Origin of the sequence: Maridesulfovibrio sp., from assembly GCF_963677005.1 — a bacterium.
Classification (GTDB): domain Bacteria; phylum Desulfobacterota; class Desulfovibrionia; order Desulfovibrionales; family Desulfovibrionaceae; genus Maridesulfovibrio.
In genome coordinates, this window is the sequence record NZ_OY781616.1 from 2,451,876 (window position 1) to 2,477,750 (window position 25,875).

At 53.3% G+C, this 25,875-nt stretch carries 20 protein-coding genes, 2 tRNA genes and 2 CRISPR repeat arrays; of the genes, 8 read left to right on the forward strand and 14 right to left on the reverse strand.

From position 1 onward, the window contains the following. Window positions 1-86: 86 nt before the first annotated feature. Window positions 87-1,706, reverse strand: coding sequence for a VCBS repeat-containing protein (locus tag ACKU4E_RS10880; protein ID WP_320171098.1), 1,620 nt, complete (start codon window positions 1,704-1,706; stop codon window positions 87-89). Window positions 1,707-2,136: 430 nt separating this feature from the next. On the opposite strand from ACKU4E_RS10880, the gene ACKU4E_RS10885 reads away from it, so the two are divergent. The 7 genes from ACKU4E_RS10885 (at window position 2,137) to ACKU4E_RS10915 (ending at window position 6,262) form a co-directional block, all read left to right on the forward strand. Beyond that, window positions 2,137-3,393, forward strand: coding sequence for an RsmB/NOP family class I SAM-dependent RNA methyltransferase (locus ACKU4E_RS10885; protein ID WP_320171099.1), 1,257 nt, complete (start codon window positions 2,137-2,139; stop codon window positions 3,391-3,393). Between the two features lie 17 nt (window positions 3,394-3,410). Further along, window positions 3,411-4,178: a 2-amino-3,7-dideoxy-D-threo-hept-6-ulosonate synthase gene (locus ACKU4E_RS10890; RefSeq protein WP_320171100.1), complete on the forward strand. Its 768-nt coding sequence runs from the start codon at window positions 3,411-3,413 to the stop codon at window positions 4,176-4,178. A 149-nt stretch (window positions 4,179-4,327) separates the two neighbouring features. Further along, a tRNA-Val gene (locus ACKU4E_RS10895) sits at window positions 4,328-4,403 on the forward strand. A 41-nt stretch (window positions 4,404-4,444) separates the two neighbouring features. After that, a tRNA-Asp gene (locus tag ACKU4E_RS10900) sits at window positions 4,445-4,521 on the forward strand. A gap of 130 nt (window positions 4,522-4,651) precedes the next feature. Then, window positions 4,652-4,948 carry a type II toxin-antitoxin system RelB/DinJ family antitoxin gene (locus tag ACKU4E_RS10905; RefSeq protein ID WP_320171101.1) on the forward strand — a complete coding sequence of 99 codons (297 nt, stop codon included), beginning with the start codon at window positions 4,652-4,654 and terminating at the stop codon, window positions 4,946-4,948. 2 nt (window positions 4,949-4,950) lie between these two features. Next, window positions 4,951-5,226, forward strand: a complete 276-nt coding sequence (locus ACKU4E_RS10910; RefSeq protein ID WP_320171102.1) for a type II toxin-antitoxin system RelE/ParE family toxin — start codon at window positions 4,951-4,953, stop codon at window positions 5,224-5,226. A 238-nt stretch (window positions 5,227-5,464) separates the two neighbouring features. Then, window positions 5,465-6,262, forward strand: coding sequence for a class III extradiol ring-cleavage dioxygenase (locus ACKU4E_RS10915; protein WP_320171103.1), 798 nt, complete (start codon window positions 5,465-5,467; stop codon window positions 6,260-6,262). 586 nt (window positions 6,263-6,848) lie between these two features. Then, a CRISPR array of direct repeats spans window positions 6,849-8,708; the repeat unit is 29 nt; unit sequence CGGTTCATCCCCGCGTGTGCGGGGAACAC. A gap of 86 nt (window positions 8,709-8,794) precedes the next feature. On the opposite strand, the gene cas2e is transcribed toward ACKU4E_RS10915, so the two are convergent. The 10 genes from cas2e to ACKU4E_RS10965 form a co-directional block, all read right to left on the reverse strand. Continuing rightward, window positions 8,795-9,091 (reverse strand): type I-E CRISPR-associated endoribonuclease Cas2e, encoded by a 297-nt coding sequence (cas2e, locus tag ACKU4E_RS10920; protein ID WP_320171104.1) that lies wholly within the window; start codon window positions 9,089-9,091, stop codon window positions 8,795-8,797. After that, window positions 9,072-9,986 carry a type I-E CRISPR-associated endonuclease Cas1e gene (gene cas1e / locus ACKU4E_RS10925; protein WP_320171105.1) on the reverse strand — a complete coding sequence of 305 codons (915 nt, stop codon included), beginning with the start codon at window positions 9,984-9,986 and terminating at the stop codon, window positions 9,072-9,074. Before cas1e ends, cas2e begins: the two co-directional genes overlap by 20 nt. Further along, window positions 9,983-10,639, reverse strand: coding sequence for a type I-E CRISPR-associated protein Cas6/Cse3/CasE (cas6e, locus tag ACKU4E_RS10930; protein ID WP_320171106.1), 657 nt, complete (start codon window positions 10,637-10,639; stop codon window positions 9,983-9,985). The genes cas1e and cas6e overlap by 4 nt, the downstream gene beginning before the upstream one ends. Before the next feature lie 2 nt (window positions 10,640-10,641). After that, window positions 10,642-11,361, reverse strand: a complete 720-nt coding sequence (gene cas5e / locus ACKU4E_RS10935; RefSeq protein ID WP_320171107.1) for a type I-E CRISPR-associated protein Cas5/CasD — start codon at window positions 11,359-11,361, stop codon at window positions 10,642-10,644. 3 nt (window positions 11,362-11,364) lie between these two features. Further along, on the reverse strand, window positions 11,365-12,501 hold the full coding sequence (cas7e, locus tag ACKU4E_RS10940; protein ID WP_320171108.1) for a type I-E CRISPR-associated protein Cas7/Cse4/CasC: 1,137 nt from the start codon (window positions 12,499-12,501) through the stop codon (window positions 11,365-11,367). 21 nt (window positions 12,502-12,522) lie between these two features. Then, window positions 12,523-13,038: a type I-E CRISPR-associated protein Cse2/CasB gene (casB, locus tag ACKU4E_RS10945; RefSeq protein WP_320171109.1), complete on the reverse strand. Its 516-nt coding sequence runs from the start codon at window positions 13,036-13,038 to the stop codon at window positions 12,523-12,525. Next, the gene (gene casA, locus ACKU4E_RS10950) at window positions 13,035-14,633 is read right to left on the reverse strand and encodes a type I-E CRISPR-associated protein Cse1/CasA (protein WP_320171110.1); all 1,599 of its coding nucleotides are present in this window, start codon (window positions 14,631-14,633) and stop codon (window positions 13,035-13,037) included. The genes casB and casA overlap by 4 nt, the downstream gene beginning before the upstream one ends. 784 nt (window positions 14,634-15,417) lie before the next feature. Then, window positions 15,418-16,666: direct repeats of the CRISPR family, unit length 29 nt; unit sequence CGGTTCATCCCCGCGCATGCGGGGAACAC. 153 nt (window positions 16,667-16,819) lie between these two features. Beyond that, window positions 16,820-19,459 carry a CRISPR-associated helicase Cas3' gene (gene cas3 / locus ACKU4E_RS10955; protein ID WP_320171111.1) on the reverse strand — a complete coding sequence of 880 codons (2,640 nt, stop codon included), beginning with the start codon at window positions 19,457-19,459 and terminating at the stop codon, window positions 16,820-16,822. Window positions 19,460-19,569: 110 nt separating this feature from the next. Beyond that, window positions 19,570-20,487, reverse strand: a complete 918-nt coding sequence (locus ACKU4E_RS10960; protein ID WP_320171112.1) for a hypothetical protein — start codon at window positions 20,485-20,487, stop codon at window positions 19,570-19,572. Between the two features lie 157 nt (window positions 20,488-20,644). Beyond that, complete coding sequence (locus tag ACKU4E_RS10965; RefSeq protein WP_320171113.1) at window positions 20,645-21,400, reverse strand: hypothetical protein; 756 nt, start codon at window positions 21,398-21,400, stop codon at window positions 20,645-20,647. Between the two features lie 290 nt (window positions 21,401-21,690). Between ACKU4E_RS10965 and ACKU4E_RS10970 the strand changes: the two genes are divergently transcribed. Next, window positions 21,691-22,203 carry a DUF2087 domain-containing protein gene (locus ACKU4E_RS10970; RefSeq protein ID WP_320171114.1) on the forward strand — a complete coding sequence of 171 codons (513 nt, stop codon included), beginning with the start codon at window positions 21,691-21,693 and terminating at the stop codon, window positions 22,201-22,203. Between the two features lie 84 nt (window positions 22,204-22,287). Here ACKU4E_RS10970 and ACKU4E_RS10975 read toward each other — a convergent pair whose 3' ends face one another. From ACKU4E_RS10975 to ACKU4E_RS10985, 3 genes are read right to left on the reverse strand one after another with little or no spacing between them, the layout of a single operon-like run. Continuing rightward, the gene (locus ACKU4E_RS10975) at window positions 22,288-23,472 is read right to left on the reverse strand and encodes an ABC transporter permease (RefSeq protein ID WP_320171115.1); all 1,185 of its coding nucleotides are present in this window, start codon (window positions 23,470-23,472) and stop codon (window positions 22,288-22,290) included. Beyond that, window positions 23,469-24,137, reverse strand: a complete 669-nt coding sequence (locus ACKU4E_RS10980) for an ABC transporter ATP-binding protein (protein ID WP_320171116.1) — start codon at window positions 24,135-24,137, stop codon at window positions 23,469-23,471. Before ACKU4E_RS10980 ends, ACKU4E_RS10975 begins: the two co-directional genes overlap by 4 nt. A 7-nt stretch (window positions 24,138-24,144) precedes the next feature. Further along, the gene (locus ACKU4E_RS10985; protein WP_320171117.1) at window positions 24,145-25,875 is read right to left on the reverse strand and encodes an efflux RND transporter periplasmic adaptor subunit; all 1,731 of its coding nucleotides are present in this window, start codon (window positions 25,873-25,875) and stop codon (window positions 24,145-24,147) included.

The window sequence follows — 25,875 nt, forward strand, 5'->3', positions numbered from 1 at the left end:
CAGCGGTTCCGGAACAGGAACCGGCCCTGAAATGCTCATATAAATTAAGAAAGGCCTCCCGCACAAGTCCGGGAGGCCCTTTTCATCTATTTCCTGCCAAGGTTAAGTTCGTAGGCAATAACCAGAGTCTTCCTGAACTTTACTCCAAGCGAACCGGGATAAGTGTTCAGTATGCAGTAAAGCTCATCATCACCATCGTTGTCGATGTCGGCGATGCCGTAGGAGGTGATACTCCCCTTGATGCGGCGGGTTTTCCAGGCCAGACTCAGGCCGACTCCGTCCCAGTATTCAGACTGCAGTTCACCCTGAGCATAACTCTTGTAGTTGGAAAACACCTGCCCGGCCACAGAAAGGTCCTTGTTCAGCAGGACTTCTTTTTTGGTGGGGTCGGACAAAGTGGCCACGGTAACCGGCATGGGCAGAAAATAGTAGTTCTCCATTTTCTCCCTTGCATTCTCGTTGCCCATACCGGCAATCTTGGCCTGAACTTCAACCTTGACGTCAACGGAGTTGTACGAATCCTGGCTCTCGTAAAGAGGCTCCAGATTCTTGTCATACATATTTATCCGGCCGTACTTGTTGATGACCAGAACCTTGTAGTCGTCACCCTTCTGCGGCAGATAAGTAAGGTTGTATACGTTGGCGAAAGACGGAACGGTAAGGCTCTTGATGGGCACAAGCCTTCCGTCCGAAAAAGCGTACTCAACAAGGTCCTTGGAGTAGAACGTTCTGCTGGAGTCAACCCGCTGACCAACAATTGTTTCCGTAAAGTTGGGCGGAATCCTGATCACGGAAAGGAAGTTGCGATCCCTGTCCAAAAGAACTTTCGTGGTTCCACCCTTGAATGACAGGATGTACGAATAGGGCTGTCCCTTCATCATTACAGTCAGGACAACTTCCTTTACACCGTCCCTGTCCGTATCAATGGGAAAAATCCTCAATCCCGAAGAACGGCTGGGGTAGCTGTAGGACATCTGTTCCACAAGGCGCTCCCGGTCTATACGGAAGACCTTGATGTCTTTATCCGTAAGGACAACCACATCGTTTTTACCGTCTCCGGTAACATCGGCAACGAATCCGCCAAGGTTGACAACCTTGACACTCTGACTGCGCCAGCGTCCGGGAGTATCAGTTCCACCCTGATAGCGGAACTGCGGGTTGATGGTGCTTTCGACCACCTTCCCAGCGGTTGAGGCACTCAGGAATTCGGGGTTGACCGGGCTTGACGGGCGGGCATCCTCACGGGCCTTCTCTTCCTCGGTCTGCTTTCTGCTGCCGGGTTTCTCAAAAAGTTTACCCTTGATCTCCTTGGCCATATCGTCCAAGGCCGGGATAAGTTCGGAAATGGTCGTCTTGGCGCTCTGCGGCCAGGACTTTCCGTCCTTGTCCACCATACGCAGGTCAATGGAAGCATCTTTGCCCATTATGGTGATTGATCCGAGCGCAAGATAATCCGTGCCCAGACGCTGAGCACTCTTGATTTCATCAATTGCGGATTTAGGCCGATCGCTTTCCTTCAGGTCCCTGGCACCGGCAACAGGTTCGAAATGTCCTGTCCAGTTCAGCCTGGATATAAGCATGGTCTGGATACCGCGGCTGAGATATTTGTATTGTTCCGGCCCGTTAACTTCAAAGGGGTAAACAGCGTAGGTACGGGCTTCAGCGGCAAATGACGCTGTTGCGGCAAAAAACGACAGTACAACCATAAAAATTGCTGTCAAACGACAGTTCGACATAGATAAAAACCTCCGGATAAACAAAACACTAAAAAAGAGGATAGATATCCTCATGCTGCATTATTTCCGGCAACATGTGAAACCGGATAAAAGGGGATAACCTTATCTGACAGATTCTTAAAACGGGTTAAACGCTTGTATCAGCTTAGCACACATGACGTAAAGTCCAACATGGGGTTCGGGGCGACCATCCTCTTGCCAAACTTCGCCCCCTGATTTATCTCTCATCATTCTGTTTTCAACGGTTTTCGTGGCTGCCCCGCAGAAAGGGGGGCATACCTTTTTACATTTTTATACGAATTCTTATCAAAATCTGATTGTTACGGCCTTCATACAGGAAATTCAACTCTTCATGCCTCTCCCAGGACCACTGCAAATTCAACCGTAACCACTGCTGAAAATGAAAAACAATCTACGCACGTTCAGGCTCGTATGCTCCGACAGGGACATCCCGGTGGTAGAAGAACTTCTACGGGCACAGGGATTCGAATTTCGCCCGGAACAGTTTTATTCACAGGCCCGTATCCTTGAAAAAGAGCCGTTTCCTCTTGGGGAATCTGTTGCTGCAAGATTCGGACGCATCTACATACAGGACCGTTCATCCATGCTGCCGCCGCTTATGCTGGCACCGGAAGAAGGAGATACGGTTCTGGATATGTGCGCCGCACCGGGAAGCAAAACAGGCCTGCTCTCCAGACTTGCCGGGCGTAACGGATTCGTGCTGGCCTGCGAGGCTTCAGGAGACAGGCTGGCCCTGCTGCGCCAGAACATGCGTAAAACACAATCCGTAAATACCGCCACCGCTCATTACGAATCACAGAAACTTCCTCTTTCGCCCGAAAGCTGGAACATCATTCAACTCGACCCACCGTGCAGCGGATGGGGTACCCTGAACAAGAATCCCAAGGCCATGGACCTGTGGAAGGACGAAAAAACCATTCCACTGGTCACGCTGCAACGCAAGCTGCTGACCAAAGCGTATGAACTTCTGGCTCCGGGCGGAAGGCTGGTATACTCAACCTGCACTACAAATGTTCAGGAAAACGAGGAACAGACCCGTTTTGCAATTGAAGAGCTGGGATATGAAAATTTCGATCTTCCCCGCCCTGCCGGATTCACCATTGCCGACCCGCTCCTCCCGGGCATGGAAGGAGTGCTCAGAGTAGACGGTTCAGGCGGAGGTCAGGGGTTCTACCTCTGCGGACTGAAAAAGCCGGGCAAAGCAGAAACAAGCATTTCCGGGGACTGCAATCCTCCGGGACGCAAAATTGACCTGAACAAAATTGAATTTCCCGAAGCCGTGGACCTCGACTCATTGCCTGAAGGCGAATTATATGAATTCCGAGACAAAGCGGTGTTCATGAACCGGACAGCACTTGAAATCCTGCCCGGAGGACTGCGCTGGCAGGGATTCCCTGTCGGCAGAATCAATAAGAACAGATTCCGCCCCGATCCCTATGCAAGGTGCCTGCTCCCCGGCAAGCCAAGTGGAACGGCTCTGGTTGTCGAAAAAGCGGAAGAGCTTTCCAACCTTCTTTCAGGGCAAAGCCTAAACGGCCCGGCCGCAGGCAAAGGACCGGCCGGATTATATTACAAAGAGATGCTGCTCGGCTTTATCGGCAAAAAAGGCAGCCGCTACTTCTGGACAGACAAATAGTTACAAGGAAACAACTGATGAACGGAACCAACCGCCGCATGAAGCGGCTCTTCGACAAGGAAAGCGGCAACGCCCTCATCCTTGCACTGGACCACGGAGCCAACGAGGGCATGATTGACGGACTGGGCGCCATACCGTCCATACTGGAAGCACTGCCCGCTTCCGGGGTTCAGGGAGTAATTCTCAACAAGGGACTGGCAAAGCACTACAGTTCACTCATTCCTACAGACGTGAATCTCATTGTTCAGCTCAACGCAGGCACCAGACACGGCTCGCCGACCTACAACAAGAACATTGTCTGCTCAATACAGGAGGCGCTCAGACTAGGGGCTGACGCAGTCTCCATGCATGTTAACATAGGAAACGATCTTGAGGACCGCATGCTGGTTGACCTCGGCGAAGTAACTGATGAGGCCCACCAGTTCGGCATCCCGGTGCTGGCAACAGTCTTTGCCCGCGGAAGCCAGATAGTAAACGAGCACGATTCAAGTCTGGTTGCCCACTGCATCCGCATCGGCGCGGAACTGGGCCCGGATATCGTAGCCGTCCCCTACCCCAATAACGGAGACGCCTTCGGCAGAGCCGTTGCTGCAAGCCCTGTCCCGGTACTGGTTACCGGAGGGCCGCTGGGACAGAGTGTGGAGAACGCGCTGAACAACACGTTGATGGGACTGGAATCCGGCTGCCGGGGCTGCTGCATAGGCCGCAACATTTTTCAGACCGAGAATCCGATTGAAAGCATGGCCAGATTTGCAGAAATTGCACACGAAAAACAAGATATTTAAGCAACATAGAATAAAATATTAAATTTTTGAAAAAATCGTTTGACAAAACAGATCTTCATCGGCAGTATCCCTCCTCGTGGCAGTGAGCAACAGCGAATGGTGACAGACATTCAAGGGGCTTACAACAAAACTGCCGTAATATGACAAGTGGGCGGATAGCTCAGTTGGGAGAGCATCGGCCTTACAAGCCGAGGGTCACAGGTTCGAGCCCTGTTCCGCCTACCACTAAGTCAAAAAGCACAACTTACAGTGCTTATTATATACGCGGAGCCGTAGTTAAGTTGGTTATAACGCCGGCCTGTCACGCCGGAGGCCGAGGGTTCGAGTCCCTTCGGCTCCGCCACTTTTCAGAAAGGATATCAATCGTTTGGGTTGATATCCTTTTCTTTTTTTGTGCCCCTTTCTTTGAGGTAGAGCCGCCCAAGTTGCCAGTGTATCTCAAATGAGATACATTCCACATGGAGGATAAAATCATGCCGTCAAAATCAACAATGATCCATGTACGGGTCGACCCCGCCCTGAAAGCCGAAGCCACGGAAGCCCTCACCGGCATGGGCCTCAGCCTTTCCGATGCAGTGAGAATCCTGCTGACCAGAATCGCCAAAGAAAAAGGTCTGCCCGCTGGATTAACCTGCTCCGAAGAAGAACATGACCGCTGGTTCAGGGCGAAGGTTCAGGCAGCGCTTGAAGATACCAGAGCAACAATAGACCATAAAAACGTCATGGGTGATGCTGACATCCTACTCTCCAACTTGGAAAAGGATAAATAAGGATGCCCCATATTATGTGGAAGGAAGACGCAAGAACCGATCTTTTGTCCATACTTACATACATTGCCGAAGACAATCTTGATGCGGCCAGAAAATTCAAAGAAGAACTCGAATCACGACTAGAAACACTTACGAACTTTCCACAAGCATATAAACATGGAAGAATAAACGGAACCCGCGAGATGGTCCTGTCCTCAAATTATATTGTTGTTTACGCTGAAGGCACAGAGCAGGTAACAATCTTAAGAGTCTTGCATTCTTCCAGAATGTACCCGTAACTTGGCGGCAATGTCACAACTGTCACGCCGGAGGCCGAGGGTTCGAGTCCCTTTGGCTCCGCCACTTTTCAAGCAAAAGCCATCAATCGAAAGATTGGTGGCTTTTGCTTTTTTGGTGCCCGCAAAAATTTATACCAATCAGATGTTGCTGGACTTTGCGGCAATCGGCTATATTAGAGAGCAAAGTCATTTAAAAGAATAATCGACTGGAATATCTATACTAAACAAGGGATGGATCATGGAAAACCAAAACAGAGTACTATATATTTCACACGGCGGGGGCCCCTTGCCCGTGCTTGGAGATGAGGGCCACAAGGAAATGGTATCCAACCTGCGCCACCTGGCCGAAACAATGCCCAAACCTTCAGCGATTCTTGTTGTCAGCGCACACTGGGAAGAGACTCACCCGACCCTCACCGCTGGTTCAAATCCCCCGTTGTACTATGACTATTACGGTTTCCCCCGGGAGTCATACGAACTGGAATACCCCGCTCCGGGGCACGACGGTCTGGTTGAAAAGGTGCAAACAGTGCTGAAAGGTTCTGGAATAGAGAGCAGCACGGATTCCGAGAGAGGATTTGACCATGCGCTCTTCATACCGCTCATGCTAATGTATCCCGAAGCAGATATTCCCTGCGTGGAAATGTCGCTGATAAAAGGACTGGACCCGGCGGCCCACATTGCCATGGGCAAAGCTTTATCCGGGCTGGCGAACGAAAATATACTTATTATCGGGTCCGGGTTTTCGTTCCACAACATGCGGGCTTTTTTCGCTCCGGACACGGCTGAAACCAGAGCCGCAAACAATGAATTTGATGCATGGCTGAGAGAAACATGTTCCAGCCGGGAGATTGATGAGTCGGAAAGAATCCGGCGCATGATCAATTGGGAAGCAGCGCCTCATGCCAGATATTGCCATCCCAGAGAAGAACATCTTATTCCCCTGCACGTCTGCATGGGGGCGACAGGACGAGCATGCCCGGAAGTGTTCGAAATGCACATTATACAAAAACAGGCCAGTGCCTTCAGGTGGTAGCGGAGACAGTTTCAGAAGAGAGCATGAAGCTATTGCTGTCACTTTACGACATAAAAGATGTGGTTATTGCCTAGCGCCGCAAAGGCAAATAACCGTTTGAGCATTTACACAGGCCGCGAACTGGCACTCAAAGGATTGCTCCGGCCAAAACCTGCAATTGAACCTGTAGCAAAACTCATTCAAAAATTTCTGCAGATGCTTTTTTTGGACATTTGGAACCACTTGGTGCAAGTCGTCTAACCAGCTGCAATGTTAGCAGTTGAGACCTTGTTGATCGCGTTCATCAGTACATGCGGTTCATCACCATGGTTGCGCAGGGCGAATAATATTGATTTCCCCCTCGCTTTTACTCTTGAGACGGGTAAGGTCGCAGCATGAAAGGATTTCATTGCATAGAGTGCGGCACGGATATCTCCGATCTGCCGGGAAAATGTCCTCACTGCGGCCACAGATACACCTACGAAGTTGAACGGCCTGCGAATTCCGGTTTCTGGAGTTCATTCTGGTTCTGGTTTCTGGCACCGTTAGTAATGTTATTGATTTGGGCGCGGTTTTAGGTGGCTAGCGGTAAAAAATCACAACACATCTGTTCATCCCCGCGTGTGCGGGGAACACTTTGGCCAGCTGGGATTTTTCCCACTGGGCCACGGTTCATCCCCGCGTGCGCGAGGAACACGCTCAAATACTGTCAATAATTTTAATTAGTTAACTGTTCATCCCCGCGTGTGCGGGGAACACGAGATCCGGAACACCCGCGCCCGTGCGGCCAGCGGTTCATCCCCGCGTGTGCGGGGAACACTACCCTACGGTTGCTATTAACGTGCTCACGGACGGTTCATCCCCGCGTGTGCGGGGAGCACGAATCCACAACCGGGTTCACCTGTTGCCTATTCGGTTCATCCCCGCGTGTGCGGGGAACACTTTTATGCAGACCCTGCGCAAGCTCAAGGTCGCGGTTCATCCCCGCGTGTGCGGGGAACACGCATCTCCATCATGGGTGGAAATCACCACGACCGGTTCATCCCCGCGTGTGCGGGGAACACACCCTGCGCACCCAGAACAAAACGAATTACACCGGTTCATCCCCGCGTGTGCGGGGAACACTGGTATGCCCACTGCTGTGTCACTTGAATTGACGGTTCATCCCCGCGTGTGCGGGGAACACAAGAAACGAAGCCTGCCGGGCATAGGCAGAAACGGTTCATCCCCGCGTGTGCGGGGAACACCACAGATAAAGACAGTAATAGACGTGAAATTTCGGTTCATCCCCGCGTGTGCGGGGAACACCATTCTTTCAGCCGGGCATTACAAGCGCATTGCGGTTCATCCCCGCGTGTGCGGGGAACACATGATTACGCGGGGGTGGGTTTCGGGAATCCACGGTTCATCCCCGCGTGTGCGGGGAACACAAATTAAGCACCGATGTTCCGTTTGTTGTGTACGGTTCATCCCCGCGTGTGCGGGGAACACCCATCCAAATATTACGCCAAGAGGCTTTCCTGCGGTTCATCCCCGCGTGTGCGGGGAACACAAATTAAGCACCGATGTTCCGTTTGTTGTGTACGGTTCATCCCCGCGTGTGCGGGGAACACATACTCGGAGAAATGACTCTCGAAAAAATCCTCGGTTCATCCCCCCGTGTGCGGGGAACACCAACTCTTAGGTCTTTAGGAGTAAAGGCTGAACGGTTCATCCCCGCGTGTGCGGGGAACACCCTCGCGGATGAATCCAAGGGGCGCGAAAAAACGGTTCATCCCCGCGTGTGCGGGGAACACGGCAAAAGAATGATTTTCGCCGGTGTAAACGCCGGTTCATCCCCGCGTGTGCGGGGAACACATCGTAAAGACGGTAGGTGTCTGATCTGTCTTCGGTTCATCCCCGCGTGTGCGGGGAACACTTTCCTTCAAACTCGTAGCGCAGGGCGGAAAACGGTTCATCCCCGCGTGTGCGGGGAACACGCCCATTTATAGCCGCCTAAACCGGATTTTATCGGTTCATCCCCGCGTGTGCGGGGAACACGCCGTTGATTTCGGCGAGGTCTTCCTGAATCCCGGTTCATCCCCGCGTGTGCGGGGAACACGGCAAAAAGGAGAATGTTATGCCCCCTGAAAAAGGTTCATCCCCGCGTGTGCGGGGAACACGTTCCGGAGTGTCCCATGCGGACACTTCAAAACGGTTCATCCCCGCGTGTGCGGGGAACACGACATCCCCGCCCGGAGGCGGGGAGTACCTATCGGTTCATCCCCGCGTGTGCGGGGAACACCCAGACGTTTTACGGCGTTTTCAAAGCCCCTGCGGTTCATCCCCGCGTGTGCGGGGAACACAGCTTACCAATGCCGGGTACAAGGTGCAGGGACGGTTCATCCCCGCGTGTGCGGGGAACACCTCTTCCTCTGCCCTTTGCCGGGATTTGAAGACGGTTCATCCCCGCGTGTGCGGGGAACACTCTTCCTGTAACCAACAATATTTTTTAACCTTTTTCATCAAAACAAAAAGCGCCAACATTTTCCACTGATTCAGGAATGTTTCTTGCTATGCCTTTTCTTCATTCTCCAACGGCAAAAAAGACACCAGACTCATTCCATCAAAGTCGACAGGAACCCTGCGGTTTTCTCCAATTGTCCTGAACATGAAACCCTGCTCGTTGTTGGCCTTCCAGGCCATCACGGCATTGCCCTCTCCGGTGTTTCCTTCAATGTTGCTCCAGACTGTTTCGCGGACCTTTGCCGACAAAGTCCCCACATAAACTCCGGCCCGGATTTCCAGCATCCAGACAGCTAACCTTCCTCTCAAACGCATGGGCACGTTTTCAAGCACGATGACCGTCATCTTCGTACCCCCTGTCGTCTTCGAATGCAGGTTCCACAACGTAAACAGGATCTTCGGGAACAGGCACTCCTCCGGCTTTCAGGACTTCCTCAATCAGCGGAATAACCTTTTTGAGCACATTCTTGCTCCTGAACATATCCCGACAGGCCAGCCTTGTTTCCCGCTCCGGATTCATGGGATTTTTCGCCGCCACTGAAAATGCCGCCGGAACAACGGTTTCAAACTTGATCAGGTCCGCAACATCGTAAACAAAGGAACGCGGCTTTCCGGTATGCAAAAAACCTATGGCCGGGGCATACCCGGCAGCCAATATTGCGGCTTCGCAGACACCGTAAAGGCACGATGTGGCAGCACTCAAGCACTTGTTAGGCACATCTGAATTTTCAAACTGCTTCGGATTATACTTCCGGCCGGACCAGCTTACCCGGTGCATTCCGGCCAGATGCTTGTATAAAGCCTTAACCCGCGCACCTTCCATGCCGCGCAATTGCTCCACACTTCTGCCAGCCGGCACATCGCCGTCAAACCGCAGTGCGAACATCTTGCGCACGATATTGAGACGCGCCTTTGGATCAAGGGCCAGCGCAGCCTGCCAGAGCAGTTTATCGCTCCTTGCTCCGCCGGGCTGCCCGGCAGCATAAAGCCGAACTCCGGCTTCGCCGACCCAGACCAGCAATGTCCCGGCCCTTGCGGCCAGCGTTACCGCAGCATGAGAAACTCGCGTTCCGGGTTCGAGCAGAATGCAGCAAACCCCTCCGACAGGAATATGCGTGCGCACGCCTTCGGCATCAACCAGCACAAAAGCACCGTCAAGAACGTCAAGCCGGCCTTTCTCCAGAAAGACCATGCTTGACCGTTCCTTAAGCGGTATCGGTGTAAGCTTGGGCAGGATCATGCCCGCCTCACCAGCAGCAGGCCGAAGCCGAAACCTTTTGCGCAGCCCACTCCGTTAAACAGAGCCTGCCGGAGATTATCCGGATCGGTGACCGTGGCAAAACCGCGCACATCCATGCAGGAAAGAACCACCCGTCCATTTCCCTTCCGGAAACGCTCCTGCGAATAGGATTCTACAATCAGACCGGACCAGTTGCCGCCCTGCTCCAACTCAAAGCCCAACGTTTCGCTGCGCTTCATAATCCACTGCACGCCGACCTCTTCCGCAATCTTGAGCCGCTGCCCCTTTACGGATGAGGTCTCGCCCTGCTCCTGCATTTTCATGCGTTGATCCTGAACCAGATCAATGCGCTGCTGCCTCCCGCTTTCATCCCGCCGTTTGACGACCGGATTGAAACGCAAGGAGAAATGCAGCCGTTCTCCTGCATCAAGTTGCGGGTTATATTCCTTCACCTGAAGATTGCGCAGAAATCCTGTTTTCACAGGCTCGCGATCGGAAACAGCAAGAAAGCTGCTCCGGTCCATTCTGCGATAAACGAAATCCCGCTCCCGATCAGGACTGTCGGAAAATATTTTCCACAACGCCTGATGCTCTTCATAGACTCCGGCCCGCTTCATCATCACCGGGTCGAGGACAATTTTACTCATGAACATGACTACTTCTCCCCTTCGCCCGGCGGCACATGATATTCAAATCTCATCCCGAACTGACGTCTGTTGTGATCGGTCACCATGTCGCGAACGGAGTAGCGTGTGAAATCACCGTGCTCCACCTCGGTCCAGACCGGGCACTTATCCAGAGACCGGGCACCGTAAGCCTTGCGCATCTCCGGAGCGTAGCAGCCGAGAGCCTCCAGTTCATCCGCAGCGGAGACAATCTCGGGCATAAACGGAAATCCCGGCGCGCAGGACTTGCGCCCGAGGTAGACATTGAGCCGGGGGCGGTTCAGGGCTTCCGCGATATCTTTCATGACAAACGGGTGTTCACCATCAAACCAGATGCAGGCGGTGAAAGCGGCGTTCATCAGGTATTCACGCCGGGACAAAATGGTGTTCAGCCTGTCGTCCTTATCAAGCATGGTCCCAAGCTCCTGCCTGCGGGTCCTGAAAACCCTGTTCTTTTTTTCGGAAGGAACCTGCGTGGTGTGGTAGTCGAGCATGACCGATCCGGACCGGTCCTCACGGACGGCAACCCGCGCAGCACGGGTCAGATCGGACAGCAATGGATCGCCCCGGCGGACGCCCATGGCCGCAGCCAGAAGCCCCAGCAGACCGGAACGGGTCGGACGCTGCGCAGCCGGACGGACTTCCCCCACCGCAACACTCCCCCAGCCCTGCATGGGACCGTAAATGGTAAAAATCAGATGATCCCGCATGGGTTACTCCCTGATGAAATCAAGCACATCGGCAATAGTGCCTCCGGCAGGTCCGAAAGAGCAGCTGTCCACCTCGACATTGTAAATTTCATTAAAACGGGTGCGCTGGTCTTCGAGCCGCTTTACAGCTCCTTCCACTGTTATACTGTCCGGTTTTTCGCCGTAACGATCGCTGGAGCCAAGGGGCTTGAGGTAGGCGACAGAAAGGTTGCGGGGCTGAATATCGCCTTTTTCGGCCAGGCAGTAGGAAGCCCAGGCGCGGGAACCGAAGCTGTTCTGCTTGCCGGACGGGCTTACGGTGCAGGCGGCATTCACAAGCGCGGCAACGGCACGGTCGGCAAGGCCCGCATCACCGCCGAGGTTTTCCTTGAGCAGTTCACGGTCCACGCAGAGATATAGGTAAAAAAGCCCGGCACCGAATTCAGTAACGCCAAGGTGTCCGGCTCCGGCATCATCACGGTTGAGGTCGTCCACTGCGGTAAAGAAATCATCTTCCACCGCAGCCTTATGCACGGTCATGGCATGGGCAACCTGTGCGGCTGCTTCGATGTTGTGCCGGTTGCTTGAGGCGAGCATGCGCCCGAAAAGCGCCACGTCCGCAGCGGAACAATCACGGCAGAGCAGTTCAAGCTGCTCCGTGGAAGGTTCTTTTCCGCTCTCGCGGCATTCTTCCACCAGCGCGGAAGCCAGCTTCAGTTCTTCGGGACTCAGGTGGGCAAGCTGCTCGGTTTCAAGGGATTCCATTCTGGTCTGCTCGTCAGCGTCCTTTTTCTTTGCTTCCGGCTTGAGTTTACCGAACACCCCGCCAATTGAACGCCCGATAGCCAGAGCATCCTTGTCCTTCAGTCTTGCGAGAGAGCCTGCGGCATCAAAATCCTTGAGCACATCGGCCAGTGCGGCGCCGTTAAGCAGCGCGCGATAAACGTATTTGCCTATTTCCTTGGTCCGGATGCCGAGATTACCGGCCAAAGCATCCTGAAAGACCTCGGATGTACGCCATGCCCGTTTGAGGCTCTGGGACGAAACACGCAACCTCTGGGGATCGCCCATAATCACGGTCTTGGGACGTCCGAGATCATCACGGTTGAGGTTGGATGCGGGGTAACTGGTCAATATATGAAGCTGAATGAAACGTGACATATTATATCTCCTTATGAAAATTTATCTTTTAACTGCGTAATATGCTTCGGCCCAACGGCGGCGGGAATAGTCATTCCAGTAGCAGCCGCCCTCGATAAGCCCTATAAGCCCGGCCTTTCCGCCCATAAGCCTGATCATCCTGAGCAGCATGATGTACAGGGAATCCTGCTCTTCATCCGCAATGGAAAGCAGCTTGCGGAAACGCACATCTTTCATGTCCGCGCTGCCCTTTTCCGATTTGGCAAAGAGTTCGGCAAAATGGTTATTGTTTTCCAGATTCCTGATATGGGAAATCAGCCCCAACGGAACAGCTAGGCGTTCGAGATCAGATTCATCAAAATCGAATCCGCCCTGTTCCAGCCTGCTTACTATCCCGCGCCTGAAATCATTTGAAACGTACACATCAAGAGGATTCTTTTCCCTGCGCAATCCGGCCCTTTCCGCACGGTTTTCCTGCAGTTCCCCGTGCCATTGAATCAAAATTCCGCGCAACCTCTTAGACTGTTCGCTGTCCTTTAGAACATCCGACAATTTCACTTGTTGTCTCCTTTTATGATCAGTCCGTTCTTGGTCAGATAGCTGTAGTTGAAAGCTCCCAGTTTCCGACCGGCCGAAATGTACCGCTCATACCGTTCCGGCGGGATATGGGTCGACATCACCCACTCCTGAAACAGTTTCCCGGCCATGGAGTGGATATGCCGGGCCCACGCATCCAGAAGTTCAGCTATCCTTGCATCGTCATCGATACGGGCCAATTCTGCGGCAAGCTCATAAAACCGCGCGGAAGTACCGGCCCAGAAGGACGTACCCACATTGCTGAAAAAGGTTTTATCCACCTTGGCCTGATTCTTACCGGCTTCGTTGATAAGCGCATCCTTCACCGCGCCTACAAGATTGCTGCGAATCTTATCCGCAGCCATGACCATCAGTTCAATATTAACCCTGAACAGATCGTCATCAACTGTGCGGTGGAATGGGAATTCATGCTCGCACCACTGCACGGCTTTCATATTATCCATGTCGAAACCGGCGACGCTTATTTCAGCATCATAAAGCTCACTGCCGGCATGGAGCACACAGGCGGCAGGAACCATGCGGCTCTTTTTACCGCCATCATCAACCTGCCCGTACACAAGACCGAGCCAGTGGCTGTATGCGGAAATATTGGCCTGTCCCTTCACGGAAAGGGAGGGACTCCCTGTCTGCACCCGATACGGTGTCAGGGGATGGTTCCATGTGTCGGAGTAGTTGTACCCTGAAGGACGGGTAAGGTAGGTAGGAACGGAAATATCGGACTCAGCACCGCAAAGAGAACAGCTGCAGCGCCCGGCTTTTTCCTCCAGCACTATCCTGCGCGGCATGGACCAATAGACATGCAGCGGATGAACGTCCTCCGGTGTGGTCTGCTCAGACTTCTCACTGGTCCGTGTCGGGGCAGCCCATGGAAAGACATTTCCGGGAATTTCAGCATCCGGGGGCAATCCGTGCGCATGCTTATTCGAGAGGGGAAGCACATTAAGCCAGATTTTATCCCAGAGGGTGCCCCCTGCTTTCAAATCATCAAATTCCCCGGCCTTGACCAGAGTGGACAGAGGTCCGCCACCCCGCAACGAGGTCCTGTGGCCCTTGCCCCCGGAAGGAGCAAAAGCCTGCAAGGTAAACAGACTCATGGCCGCACAGGCCGGGCAAAGACTTTCAACCTGCCCGCGTTTGTTGAAGAAATCCGTATTCAGCTTCAGCGTATTGCCGCCCGGAGCATCGATAAGAAGCGCAGAAACATTGTTCCGGGCGGGTTTGTCCGCCTCGGACATGGTCAAATCCTGCATGAACCGGGGACGTTCCCCGAACAGATTGAAGTATGACTCGTAGGCCAGCATGGCGGATTGCAGATCATCCTGAGCAGGAGGGTTGGTAAACCCATGCAGCCAGTCCTTTTCCTGATCAGGAGGCCGGACGGTCTGGATCAGTCCTATCAGAAATTCCATAAGGGCCGCCCGGAAATCGGGCCTCGGCGGGATAAGATCAACCGGAGGAGAACCGCCCCCGGTAATTTCGAAAGGAGCAATGCGGTCATGGCTTCCATCCGCTCGGATTATTGGCAGCCATTTTTTTTTAAGAATGTTATACCTCATTATACTCTCCATAATTTATATTTATTGACACATAAAAGTATTTGAAGAAAAGGGCAACCACCCTACTTATATTCGGCAGGTTGCCCTTAAGGTCATAATACGACGATAACGATAACGCTACCGTCGGTCATGTGTATGACAGCAATGACAAGCCTATGCTTGTTTCGAATGTTCATAATAAGGCCCTCCTCTTAGCTTGAATTTCGCCCCAAAAGGAAGTAGTCTTTTTTAGTTTACAGACTCACCTTTCGGGGTGATTTACAGCCTGAGGGTGTGGCAACACCTTCAGGCTGATTTATTTAGTCAATACTCCGACCAAGAGGTGTCGTCAAATAATATTTTCTAAACTATCTATTCTTAGCGAAATAAACATTTTTACGAACATTACACTGAAACAACGAACAATCTGATATACTAAAAAAAATCCCCGCATAAGCGGGGAACAATTAATTTCTCAACTATCTACTCGGATCATCCCCACACAGATGGGGAACACTGCGATCCTACACCTGTAGACCAGAAGAGTATCTACTTCTTATCGGCTCTTTTCTTTTTAATCAACAAGTCCTCTCTACGCGCACACCCTCATTTCTCAAGAATCATCCAAAAGACCTATGCAGACGAGGATGTTGACTGCCAGCCTCCTTCAACATACATTTTTTAGGGTTCTCCTGTTTGTAGGGGCCCCTCGTCCGTTTCCCCGGTCAGCTTTGTGCTGACCGGGGATTTTCAGTGCCGCATGCGGGGAACACATTTGCGGGCTTCAGCAGCCAATCAAAGCTGGCGGTTCATCCCCGCGCATGCGAGGAACACAGACAGCGCAGTTCAAGGGTACAATGTCTGATCGGTTCATCCCCGCGCATGCGGGGAACACATTGGCGCACACTTCTTCATATTCAAAGTAAGCGGTTCATCCCCGCGCATGCGGGGAACACGAGGAGGTCGTTTATGGCTTCTATCGTTATTACGGTTCATCCCCGCGCATGCGGGGAACACCACAGGGTTCTCCGGCCGCAAGATCAACTCGCCGGTTCATCCCCGCGCATGCGGGGAACACGCGATAAATTCGCCGGTTTCGAAATCCTGCCGCGGTTCATCCCCGCGCATGCGGGGAACACTCTTCGCCGGTGAAAATTACGGTACCGCTGGCCGGTTCATCCCCGCGCATGCGGGGAACACTGGTGCGAGAAAATTGATGACCTGCGGCAAGCCGGTTCATCCCCGCGCATGCGGGGAACACGTGAGAGTCACGATGTAAAGCCCGTTCAGGTCCGGTTCATCCCCGCGCATGCGGGGAACACCTGAAAACCTCGGAGACCAGGCCGAAGCGTACCGGTTCATCCCCGCGCATGCGGAGAACACCAATAAGGGCGCGAATTGCCTTTTTGTCATAGCGGTTCATCCCCGCGCATGCGGGGAACACGCAACGGATACTATTTTGAGCGTCTTAGCGAACGGTTCATCCCCGCGCATGCGGGGAACACCATGTTACGAGCGAAGGGGCAAGGTACGCAATCGGTTCATCCCCGCGCATGCGGGGAACACCCTATACGATCCCCGTCATTCTTAATTCTCATCGGTTCATCCCCGCGCATGCGGGGAACACCTGCACATGGGAGCCAATGCCCGTCGCAATTTCGGTTCATCCCCGCGCATGCGGGGAACACTTATCGTTGCTGACAGCAGCACAAGTGGTTTGCGGTTCATCCCCGCGCATGCGGGGAACACCATGAAGCTGCTGGCCCGGACCATCCAGAATCCGGTTCATCCCCGCGCATGCGGGGAACACCTGTTGTCGAGGAATTGGATTTTGAAACCATTCGGTTCATCCCCGCGCATGCGGGGAACACAAGTGTAGAAGCTCTGGGCGGGATCCTTTTAACGGTTCATCCCCGCGCATGCGGGGAACACCACTTGAGAGTCTTTTCAGTCACAAGCTGGTACGGTTCATCCCCGCGCATGCGGGGAACACATCGCAATGTTTGAGGGGCCAGATCAATTTCTCGGTTCATCCCCGCGCATGCGGGGAACACTCTTACTGTAAGCACCAAATCTTATTAACCTTTTTACCCAACATAAAAAATGCCAACTTTTTTCACCGATTCAGGACCAATTATTGCATTGGCTGATTTTTATAAAACAATACTCAAAAATCACCCCAAAGATCAATCATTACTCTCCGCTCATCAGACAACTTCCAACCCCGTCTGCGAACTATAAAGCACCTCAACATCATCCCCGTTGATATCAACGGCCTGCCCGGACCACATTCCCTCTTCTCCCTCATGCAGAACAAGACACTCGCACCAGCGTCCCTTATCCGGCATTCTGGATTTCAACTCTTCGACATCATCCTCAAGCCCCTTATTTACCGCCTGTTTTACCTTCTTTGCGCTCACCCGGACCTCAGAACGCATACAATCTTTCACGGTAACAGACTCTCCGCCGGAAGAGGCCCAGAAGGACAGTTTCCCGTTTTCAAACTTCAAAAGCCGCAACTGACGGGACTCCTCACCAAGCCTTGTGGGTGTCAAGGTATCATTATCCCACTGCCCTTCATTGGAATTGTATCCGGAACTGAAATCCAGCGAGGCGAACCCGGCGAGGGATTTTCCGGCAACTTCTTCGCCGAATGCCTTCAGCTCCTGCTCATCAAAGACCGCAGGGGCCTCCACTCCGGGACCGTATACGCTTTCCACCAGCTCACGGGCTTCCTCCGGCAGACGGATTGCGCCTTTATCCTTTAACAGGCGAGCCGTATTCCACAACATCGCAGGATGCTTATATACATACTGTCCTATATCAAAGAGACGTGAATACCATTCTTCATCCGGCTCATCCACCGGATCGGGCATAAGAATTTTCATCAGCGGAGATTTGTAATCCCGTGGCCTGCAATCCCTTGTATGGCGATGGCATCTGCCTGCACGCTGAATCATGAGATCCATGGGAGCAAGGTCGGACAGCAGCAGATCAAAATCCAAATCCAGTGACTGCTCGACAACCTGCGTGGCAATAAGAATCTTCCCGGACCTCTGCTCCGGCACACTTTCCTTACCGAAAACCTCCAGCACCCGCTGCTCGATTTTCATACGGTCCAGACCAGTGAACCGGGCATGAAAAAGCATCACGTCCTTTTCCGGCAGGCCAAATTCTTCAATCAGCCGAGTTCGTGCGGCAACAGCGTCAGCCACCGTATTCCTTATCCAGCATCCGCAGGCTCCCGCCTCATGGACCGAAACAAGGCTGTGAAACATCTCATCCTCATCATGAACGCACTCAAGAGGCATGTTTATCTGCCTGCCGCTTTCAAGGGCAATTTCCTGCAGAGCTTCATCCTGCAGCCGGGTCAGCAGTGGAAAACCGCCCTGCTCCGGCGCAAAGGGGGCAACATCGGCCCCGGCCAGTTCCCGGCCCTTTGACCATGCATTCAAAAACTTATCCCGTAATACTGAAGGAAGTGTCGCGGAAAGCAGGATGGCACTCCCGCCCTGCGCGGCGTGAAAGGTCAGCAGGTTCGCGAGCAGATGTCCGGTATAGGCATCGTAGGCATGCACTTCATCCACGATCAGGAAAGACCTGCTCACCCCCAGAAGACGCAAGGCCTGATGTCTGGAACTCAGTATGCCGAGCAGGGCCTGATCAATGGTCCCGACCCCGCACGGAGCAAGCAGCGCTTTCTTGCGGTTATCGGCAAACCATGAATGGCAGACCGCACCTCCGTCATCCTCAAAAGACTTCCGCTCCTCACCCATGGGCATGATGCTGTCCAGATATTCGTCATGCAGCGCCCGGCCTCCGTGAGCCAGAACAAGCGAGGAATCGGCATCCTTGAACAGGTTGCGATAGGTTCCGGCAAGCCGGCTGTACATGGCGTTGGCCGTGGCCATGGTCGGCAGACCGATAAAAAGCCCCTGCGAGACTCCGCAGCGCATGGCCCGATGAGCCGCAAGCACGGCAGCCTCGGTCTTGCCGCCCCCGGTCAGATCTTCCAGAATCAACAGTTCCGGCCCATGCTGTTCCGGCAGGTCGATCACGGCCTGCTGCAATGAACTCGGCGACATGTCCTTGGAAAGATACTGAAACAATTGATGGAAACTCTTTGTGTCAGCAGAAGCAGCGGGAAGAATCCTTGATTGCCGGACAGCACGCTCAGCTTTTTTCTGAGCTTCATTCCAGTAGTCGGAAATGGAAGTCGGATCGGAATCCGGCCCGAACCAGATATCATTGGAACCGATCCAGTCAGAAAGGATGAATAGCCCGGCGGCGGCCCATGAAAGACTCTGGAAGGATTCATCGCGCAATCCGGCTGGAAAGTCATGCTTCAGAAAAAATGATGCAGCCTCATCATTAAACTGCAGAGCATCATCAGCACAGGGACCGAAAAATCTTTTCAGACCTGCCGGCTTCTGCATGCCTACGGAAACAGGGCTGCCGTGATGCGCAAGAGCGGCTACGGCAATCGGATTAAAAATTCTGGCGGATTCGCATCCTGTATTCCTGTAAAGCCTGTAGGCCGACCAGAAACGGGTTCCGAGCAAAGTGTGGTGCTCCCTGCCGTTCGGTTCTGGAATACCGTTCAAGACGGCAAGCTCGGGCTTCTGGTGCTGGAAACAAAGAGAAAATTTTCCTAAATCATGGATACAGGCCAGATAAACAAGCAGTTCTTCAGTATGATCAGGCTCAAGCGGTGACAATACCGAAACTCTGTCCCGCAATGCCGGATCGGACTGCAGCAGCAGCTTCATAACCGCGGCAACTTCAATACAATGTCGGCGTAAATGATGCCACTGACCGTCTTCAAAAGTTTTTCCCCAGTACTGCATCTCAATCCTGTGCTTGTTAGTTTTACAATAAACCGGACATACACCTAAATCGGATCGCAGGACAACGGGTGAAGACTCAGTTTTTGGCTGAACAGGATAAATGGTCAGCCTTATTCCTCTGAACTGAGGTCCTCCTGAATAAGGATCGAGGAACGGACTCGCTCGTATTCGGGATCGTCCGGCCCGATGCAGGGATGTGCACGCAGGGCATCACACTCCTGCTGCCAGAGGTCTTCCTGAGACATATTTTCCGGGCAGGGAATCTGCTCCTCACGAAAAATGAAGGTGATCGGAAGGTTATCAACCAGTCCCCGATCGGTCATACCGGTTCCATGCAGCCAGAAGGGCGTCCTTCGACTCACAATGTTGTGCCGCAGCGGATCAACGGTCATGGTATAGCCGAGTTCCAGACCGTTCTCGCAAAGATAGTGGGTGTGCAGATTATTGTGCCAACGGAAAATATGAGCCTCAAGCCGGTTTTCCTTGCCGAACATCACGAACAGCCCCCGCATAAGCATCCTATGCGCCTCGGCTCCGTATATCCACAGTGCGCATTTGTATACGGCCTCAATATCATGAAGAACGTAGTACATGCGATATACCCCGCCCATGAGCGAGTACATTCTCTGGATATACGAGGGGCGGTTGTATTCCAGCCAGTTGTCGAAATGCCGGTCCATACTCCCGGCTGGTATAAACAACGGCTGCTCCCGTCCCAGGCCGGACGGAGTGCTCAAAAGCCGTGCAATATCGGAAGTTGGAGAACAAAGTCCTTCCGGTGTCAATCCCAGACACAGGGCATAGGCCGAGATACGCTTGTCCGGCACGCCCTCCCGCATGTCTTTATCAATTGTATTGGAGCTGCTCGGCAGGCCGCAGCCGGTCCATGTGGACCAGTTCAGGACATGGTTGGGATTCATTGTGTCCTTGCGCCATGTTTTCCCCAGCAGCTTCAGTGCGGTGCGCAGATTGCGTCCGGCAGATTTGTTACGGTCGAAAATCGGTCGTCCGGCAGGAGTTCTGTTCATAATCAACCCTGATCATAGAAAGTGAAGGAGGCGGAATGGTTGTGCTGCTGTAACATACTCTAAGCCCGCAACCATTTCAACTGCGTCCGCTTTTCAATGACTGCTGTAGAAAAACGCTCCGTCCTAATCAGGATACAGCATAAAACACCATCACGATTCAGGAGGAATTCATTCGGCCGTAATTGACGATCTCGCTTACCACCTCCGTTTTAGCGGCCTCATGAAAAGTTTTTCGCGTACTGATCTCAATCAGGTTCACGTTGCCGTTAACTGCCTGCACACACTTGTACAGTTCCTTGTTCCCTTCAATCATCGATCTGGAAGTGAGAATGTTGACAACGGGGAAAAGGTCCATGACCGGAATGAAATCGGAGAGAAGCTCCCTTGTCTCCTCCGCTCCCAATGAGCCCTTGCGGTGAAGTGAAAGACCGAACTTTTTCTGCAACTTCTTAACCGCTTTTTTCATGCAGTAGTACATGGGCAGGCTTGAGGCATTGAATATCCACAAGGACTCGACCATACCGTTCACAGAACTGGCGGCCGCCGTTTTCACTAGCTCTTCACCGTATAGCGAACGGAAGGCCCGATAATATTTCTCGTCACGCAGATATATAATATTTGTATCGTCGGTATATATGGAAAACTGGGGAACCGAGGTTATCACCCGCGATACCTTCGCCATATCGATTATCATGTCTATTGATTGCCGGGACCAGTGATCGTAGAGAAAATTATCCTTGCGGGTGAAAGGCAGCATATCCGGCTCAAAACCGGAAAAATCCATACTGTCGATAACCCCGCGGTAATCAGCAAGGTCCGGATCGGACTTCAAATCATCAAAAAGTTGCATACGGTCAGCCTCATTGAACCAGCACATTGCCGTCTTCACGGACAAGACATCATATTTCGACATGTTCACCATCAGCGTTATCAAAAAACAATTTCAGCTCTATTGGCAATTAAATCACACCGTCCACTGAAGACTATAAGCTTCACGTTATGAATTCGTTATTGCAGGAGCTGCAATTCTGCTGTACCAGAAATATCTGGTCGGCAGTTCACCAAGGCGTTGCCGCCCCTACACAGGGGAGCTAAACCTGCCAACACATTCATCCCGTCCGTCACTTATCCACGTGCCGAGTCGGAAGTCGGCAACCACCGGCAATCCCTTTTCTGCGATAGGCACGAAAACGAGGATAAGCTATGCCAAGAACACCACTATCACTTAACGTCAGCGACGTTTCTGCACTGGCCCGGAACCTGCGTAAAGGACTTGAAGACTACGGAACAATTCCCGGTCATGTGGAAATGCTCAACCTGCTGGCCAAGGCTGGCGGATACCGCAACTTCCAGCACCTGAAAGCCGTCCGCGAAGAATCATGTAAAAAACAGGCTGCCCAATTCGACCAGAAAAGAGTCAAAAAAGCTACCCGCTATTTTGATCTTGACGGGCGCATGAACCGATGGCCCAAAAAAGAAAACCAGCGGATGCTCTGCCTTTGGGTTCTCTGGGCCAGACTCCCCGCCCGCACCCGCATGACCGAACTGGAACTGGATGAACAGTTGATTTTAAACCACAGTTTCTGCGACCATGTATTACTGCGGCGCTGGATGGTGGACAATGGGCTGCTCACGCGCACACAGGACGGCACTGAATACCGCAGAGTTGAGGCAACGCCTCCCGCTGAAGCCATCGCGCTTTTCAAAATGCTGTAACATAACAAAGGCCGGAACTCACGTTCCGGCCTTAGCCAATACCCCACCGAAAAATCAATAAAAACCGAGACAGAATTGGAATGCTCATTCTGCGCGCAGCGCATCAATGGGGCTTAAGCGGGCGGCCTGCCTGGCCGGGTAATAACCGAAGAAAATGCCCACTGCCGCGGAAACACCCACGCCCAGCAGCACAGCCTCGATGGAAACGAAAAACTCCCAGCCGGTAAACCTGCAGATGACGGCCACGGTGCCGACACCAAGAACCAGACCGATGAAACCGCCCACAAAGGAAAGCACCACGCACTCCACCAGAAACTGAAGCTGGATATCTTTCTGTCTGGCCCCGATGGCCCGGCGGATGCCGATCTCCCTGCGCCGTTCGGAAACAGATACGAGCATGACGTTCATCACGCCCACCCCGCCGACGATAAGGGCAATGGAGCCGATGGCTCCGAGCATGAGGGTAAACATGCGCATCTGCCGCTCCATCTGAAGGGCAAGTTCTTCGGCGCTGGTCACCTGTACGTCCATGCGCTCGGTAAAACGGAAATATTTCTTCAGTTGGCTCGCAGCCTCCGCGCTGACGTCGCTTCCGATCATACGTGCACCGAACTGTTTTATCCCCGGCCGCTCTGGCAAGCGCATCGCCAACCCGATCGGCACCAGAATACCCTCGTTGATCTCATAGGGGCAGAACGAACCCGAAGGGACCGACCCGGCAACCCCCACTACAGTATACTGCCTGCCTCCGAACATAACCTGAGTCCCCACAAGGTTGGTCACACCCTGCTGGCGAAGCCAGGCGGCCTTGGTATGACTCAGCACACAGAAACTGTCGTACCCGTCCAGGTCGGAAATGAACCGTCCCTCGACCACCGGAACCTTGAACATGTTCAGGAATCCGCCGGTTACGCCGAGACCGGGACAGGAAACGCGCTTTCCTCCGCAGGTCAGGTGGGCATAGAGATTTGCAAAAGGCGCAACGCTCTTGATGGTCGGGCAGTGGTCGGGCACTTTCATTACCTCGGAGAACGACATATCGGTCTTTCTGATTTTTTTACCGGGATGGGATGACGCCCGGACCATGCAGATATCCGTCCCCATTTCCTTGAACTGCCGGAGCGACTCGTTCTCCACTATCTGGCCTACCGCGACCATGGCGATGACCGAACCGATGCCGATGACTATGCCGATCAGGGCCAGCAGGGAACGCTGTTTGGCGCCCCACAACGAGTACAGGGACTCCTTGATGTTTTCGCCCAGTATCATACCGTCTCCAGCAGGCCGTCGCGCATGCATACCGATCTGGCACAGCGCCGGGCAAGTCCCGGATCATGGGTGATCAGAATAACGGTTATCCCTTCATCCCGGTTGAGGGAATTGAAAAGCGCCATGATGTCGTTGCTGGTGGAGGTATCCAGAGCCCCGGTGGGTTCGTCCGCAAGAATGATTGAAGGTCTGCCGCACAGGGCCCGCGCTATGGCCACGCGCTGCTGCTGGCCCCCGGAAAGTTCGCCGGGGCGGTGATGCCACCGGTCACCCATGCCTACACGGAATAACATCTCGCGACCCCGCTCCAGCCGCTCCTTGAGAGGAATCTGGCGATAGATCAGCGGCAGGCAGACATTTTCAAGAGAGGTCATGCGGGAGAGCAGATTGAACTGCTGGAAGACAAAACCGATATCGGTGTTGCGGATATGGGAAAGCTCATCGTCCGAAAGTCCCTGAGCCGCACGCCCGCGAAAAAGGTATTCGCCCGTGGTCGGCGTATCCAGAAATCCCATGATGTTCATGAGGGTGCTCTTGCCACATCCCGAAGCCCCGACCACGGCCAGCATTTCGCCCTCCTTCACGTGCAGGTCCACGCCCTTGAGGATTTCCACCTCCATGCTGCCGAGCCTGTAGGATTTACGGATGTTCTTCAGATCAAGCATGCACGCCTCACGAAGCATCCCCGATCTGGACGGTCTCCCCGGCCTTGAGCCCGGAAAGAATCTCGACATCGCTCAGACTTGTGTGCCCGGTCTCTACAGCCCTTTCTTCAACCCCATCCTTCCCTTTGACACGCAGAAAGTTCTTTCCACCCTTTGTTATGACGGCGGCAATCGGCACGAGCAACGCGTTCGGGTTGGAATATGTTTCCACCTGCATGTTGGCTGTCATGCCCAGCCGGACTTTTTCGCCGACATTCTCAGGCAAGTCGGTAAGCCTGATGGTGGCCGTAAATGTCGGCACCTGTCCGTCACTGGCCTGAGAAGAGATCTGATCTATGCGCCCCTTGAGAGTCACATCGGGGAATGAATCGCCGGAGACCTTGACCGGTTGCCCCTTGTTCAGATTGTTGATGTCCAGCTCATCGACCTGTGAGACAATGGAAAGACCTGCCAGACTGCCGATGGAAACCAGCGGCTGACCTTCATTGACCACTATTCCGACTGCCAGCTTGTGCTCGTCTGTGGCGGGTACTGCGGAAGGTCGGATTGCCACGCCTGAAACAGAAGCAGTAATTTTAGCCTGTGCGAGCTTGGTTTCAGCGGCCTTCAGCTTGGCTTCGGCATTTTCCATTTCCATCCTGCTTATTTCCAGATACTCGGCGTCTCCCTTGGACAGAACGGAATTCAACGACTCACGACTTGCAGCGTACTGCATTTTCTTTCCCCGCAACTCCTGAAGCGTATTGTCATATTCCATCTTGGGAATAACGCCCTGCTCGTAGAGTTTTTTGTCCTCGGCGGCCTTGCTCTGGGTCATTTCCAACTGGCTCTTGGCCTTGGCAACCTCCCTCCGGGCTCTGGAAACCTCTACGGCATTTCCCCAATGCTTCATCTCTACAAACTGCTTGCGGGCCTTGATATATTCGGCTCTGGCTTTACGGACCTCGGCTTCCATATCGGATGCGCCAAGCTCCAGCAGGACCTGCCCGGACTTGACATGTTCTCCGTAATGGAAGTTCAGTGCCTTTACGATGCCTTGGAACGGGGCCGTAAAGACAACCTCCTCAAGCGGGGCCACTGTTCCGGATATGGAAATATAATGGTTCAAGGGGCGAGGGGAGACTGTTACCAGACCTCCGTTACTGCCGGCCGGGGCGGCGGTTTTGGAATGCGCTCTGCCGGAACCGAAACCCCAGTGGTACACGCCCAGACACACAAACAGGAGAAGAATTCCGACAGTCAGCCACAGACGGAATTTCTGGCCGTGCTTCAAGGCGGAATTCAGCTCATCGGTTTTTTCATCAGCAAGCCGCAGCGCCTTTTTCAGTTCCTCGTTGAGTTCCTGTTCGCTCTGCCTGAGGCTTTCCACCTCGGTCATGTCCTTTAGAATGATAAACGCGCCCTGAATTCTACCCTGCTCATCTCGCAGATGGGAGGCTGTAACGGAGAGCTTCCGTTTTTCCCCGTCCGGCCGGATAAAATCGGCAATTCTGTCTTGAATGGTCACGCCTTCGTAGATGGAGTCGAGCAAAACCTGAACGAAACCGTCATTACCGGCCTCGCGTTCCATAATATCGGCCAGCACAAAAGCCCTGTCCTGAACATCAATGCCCAGAATAACACCGGCGGACTTGTTGGCAACGGCAACACTCCCGTCGTAACGCAGGACAAGCACTCCGTCCCCCATACTCTGCAGGATGCCACCGGAAAACATATCATCCAGATTCATTGCATGCAT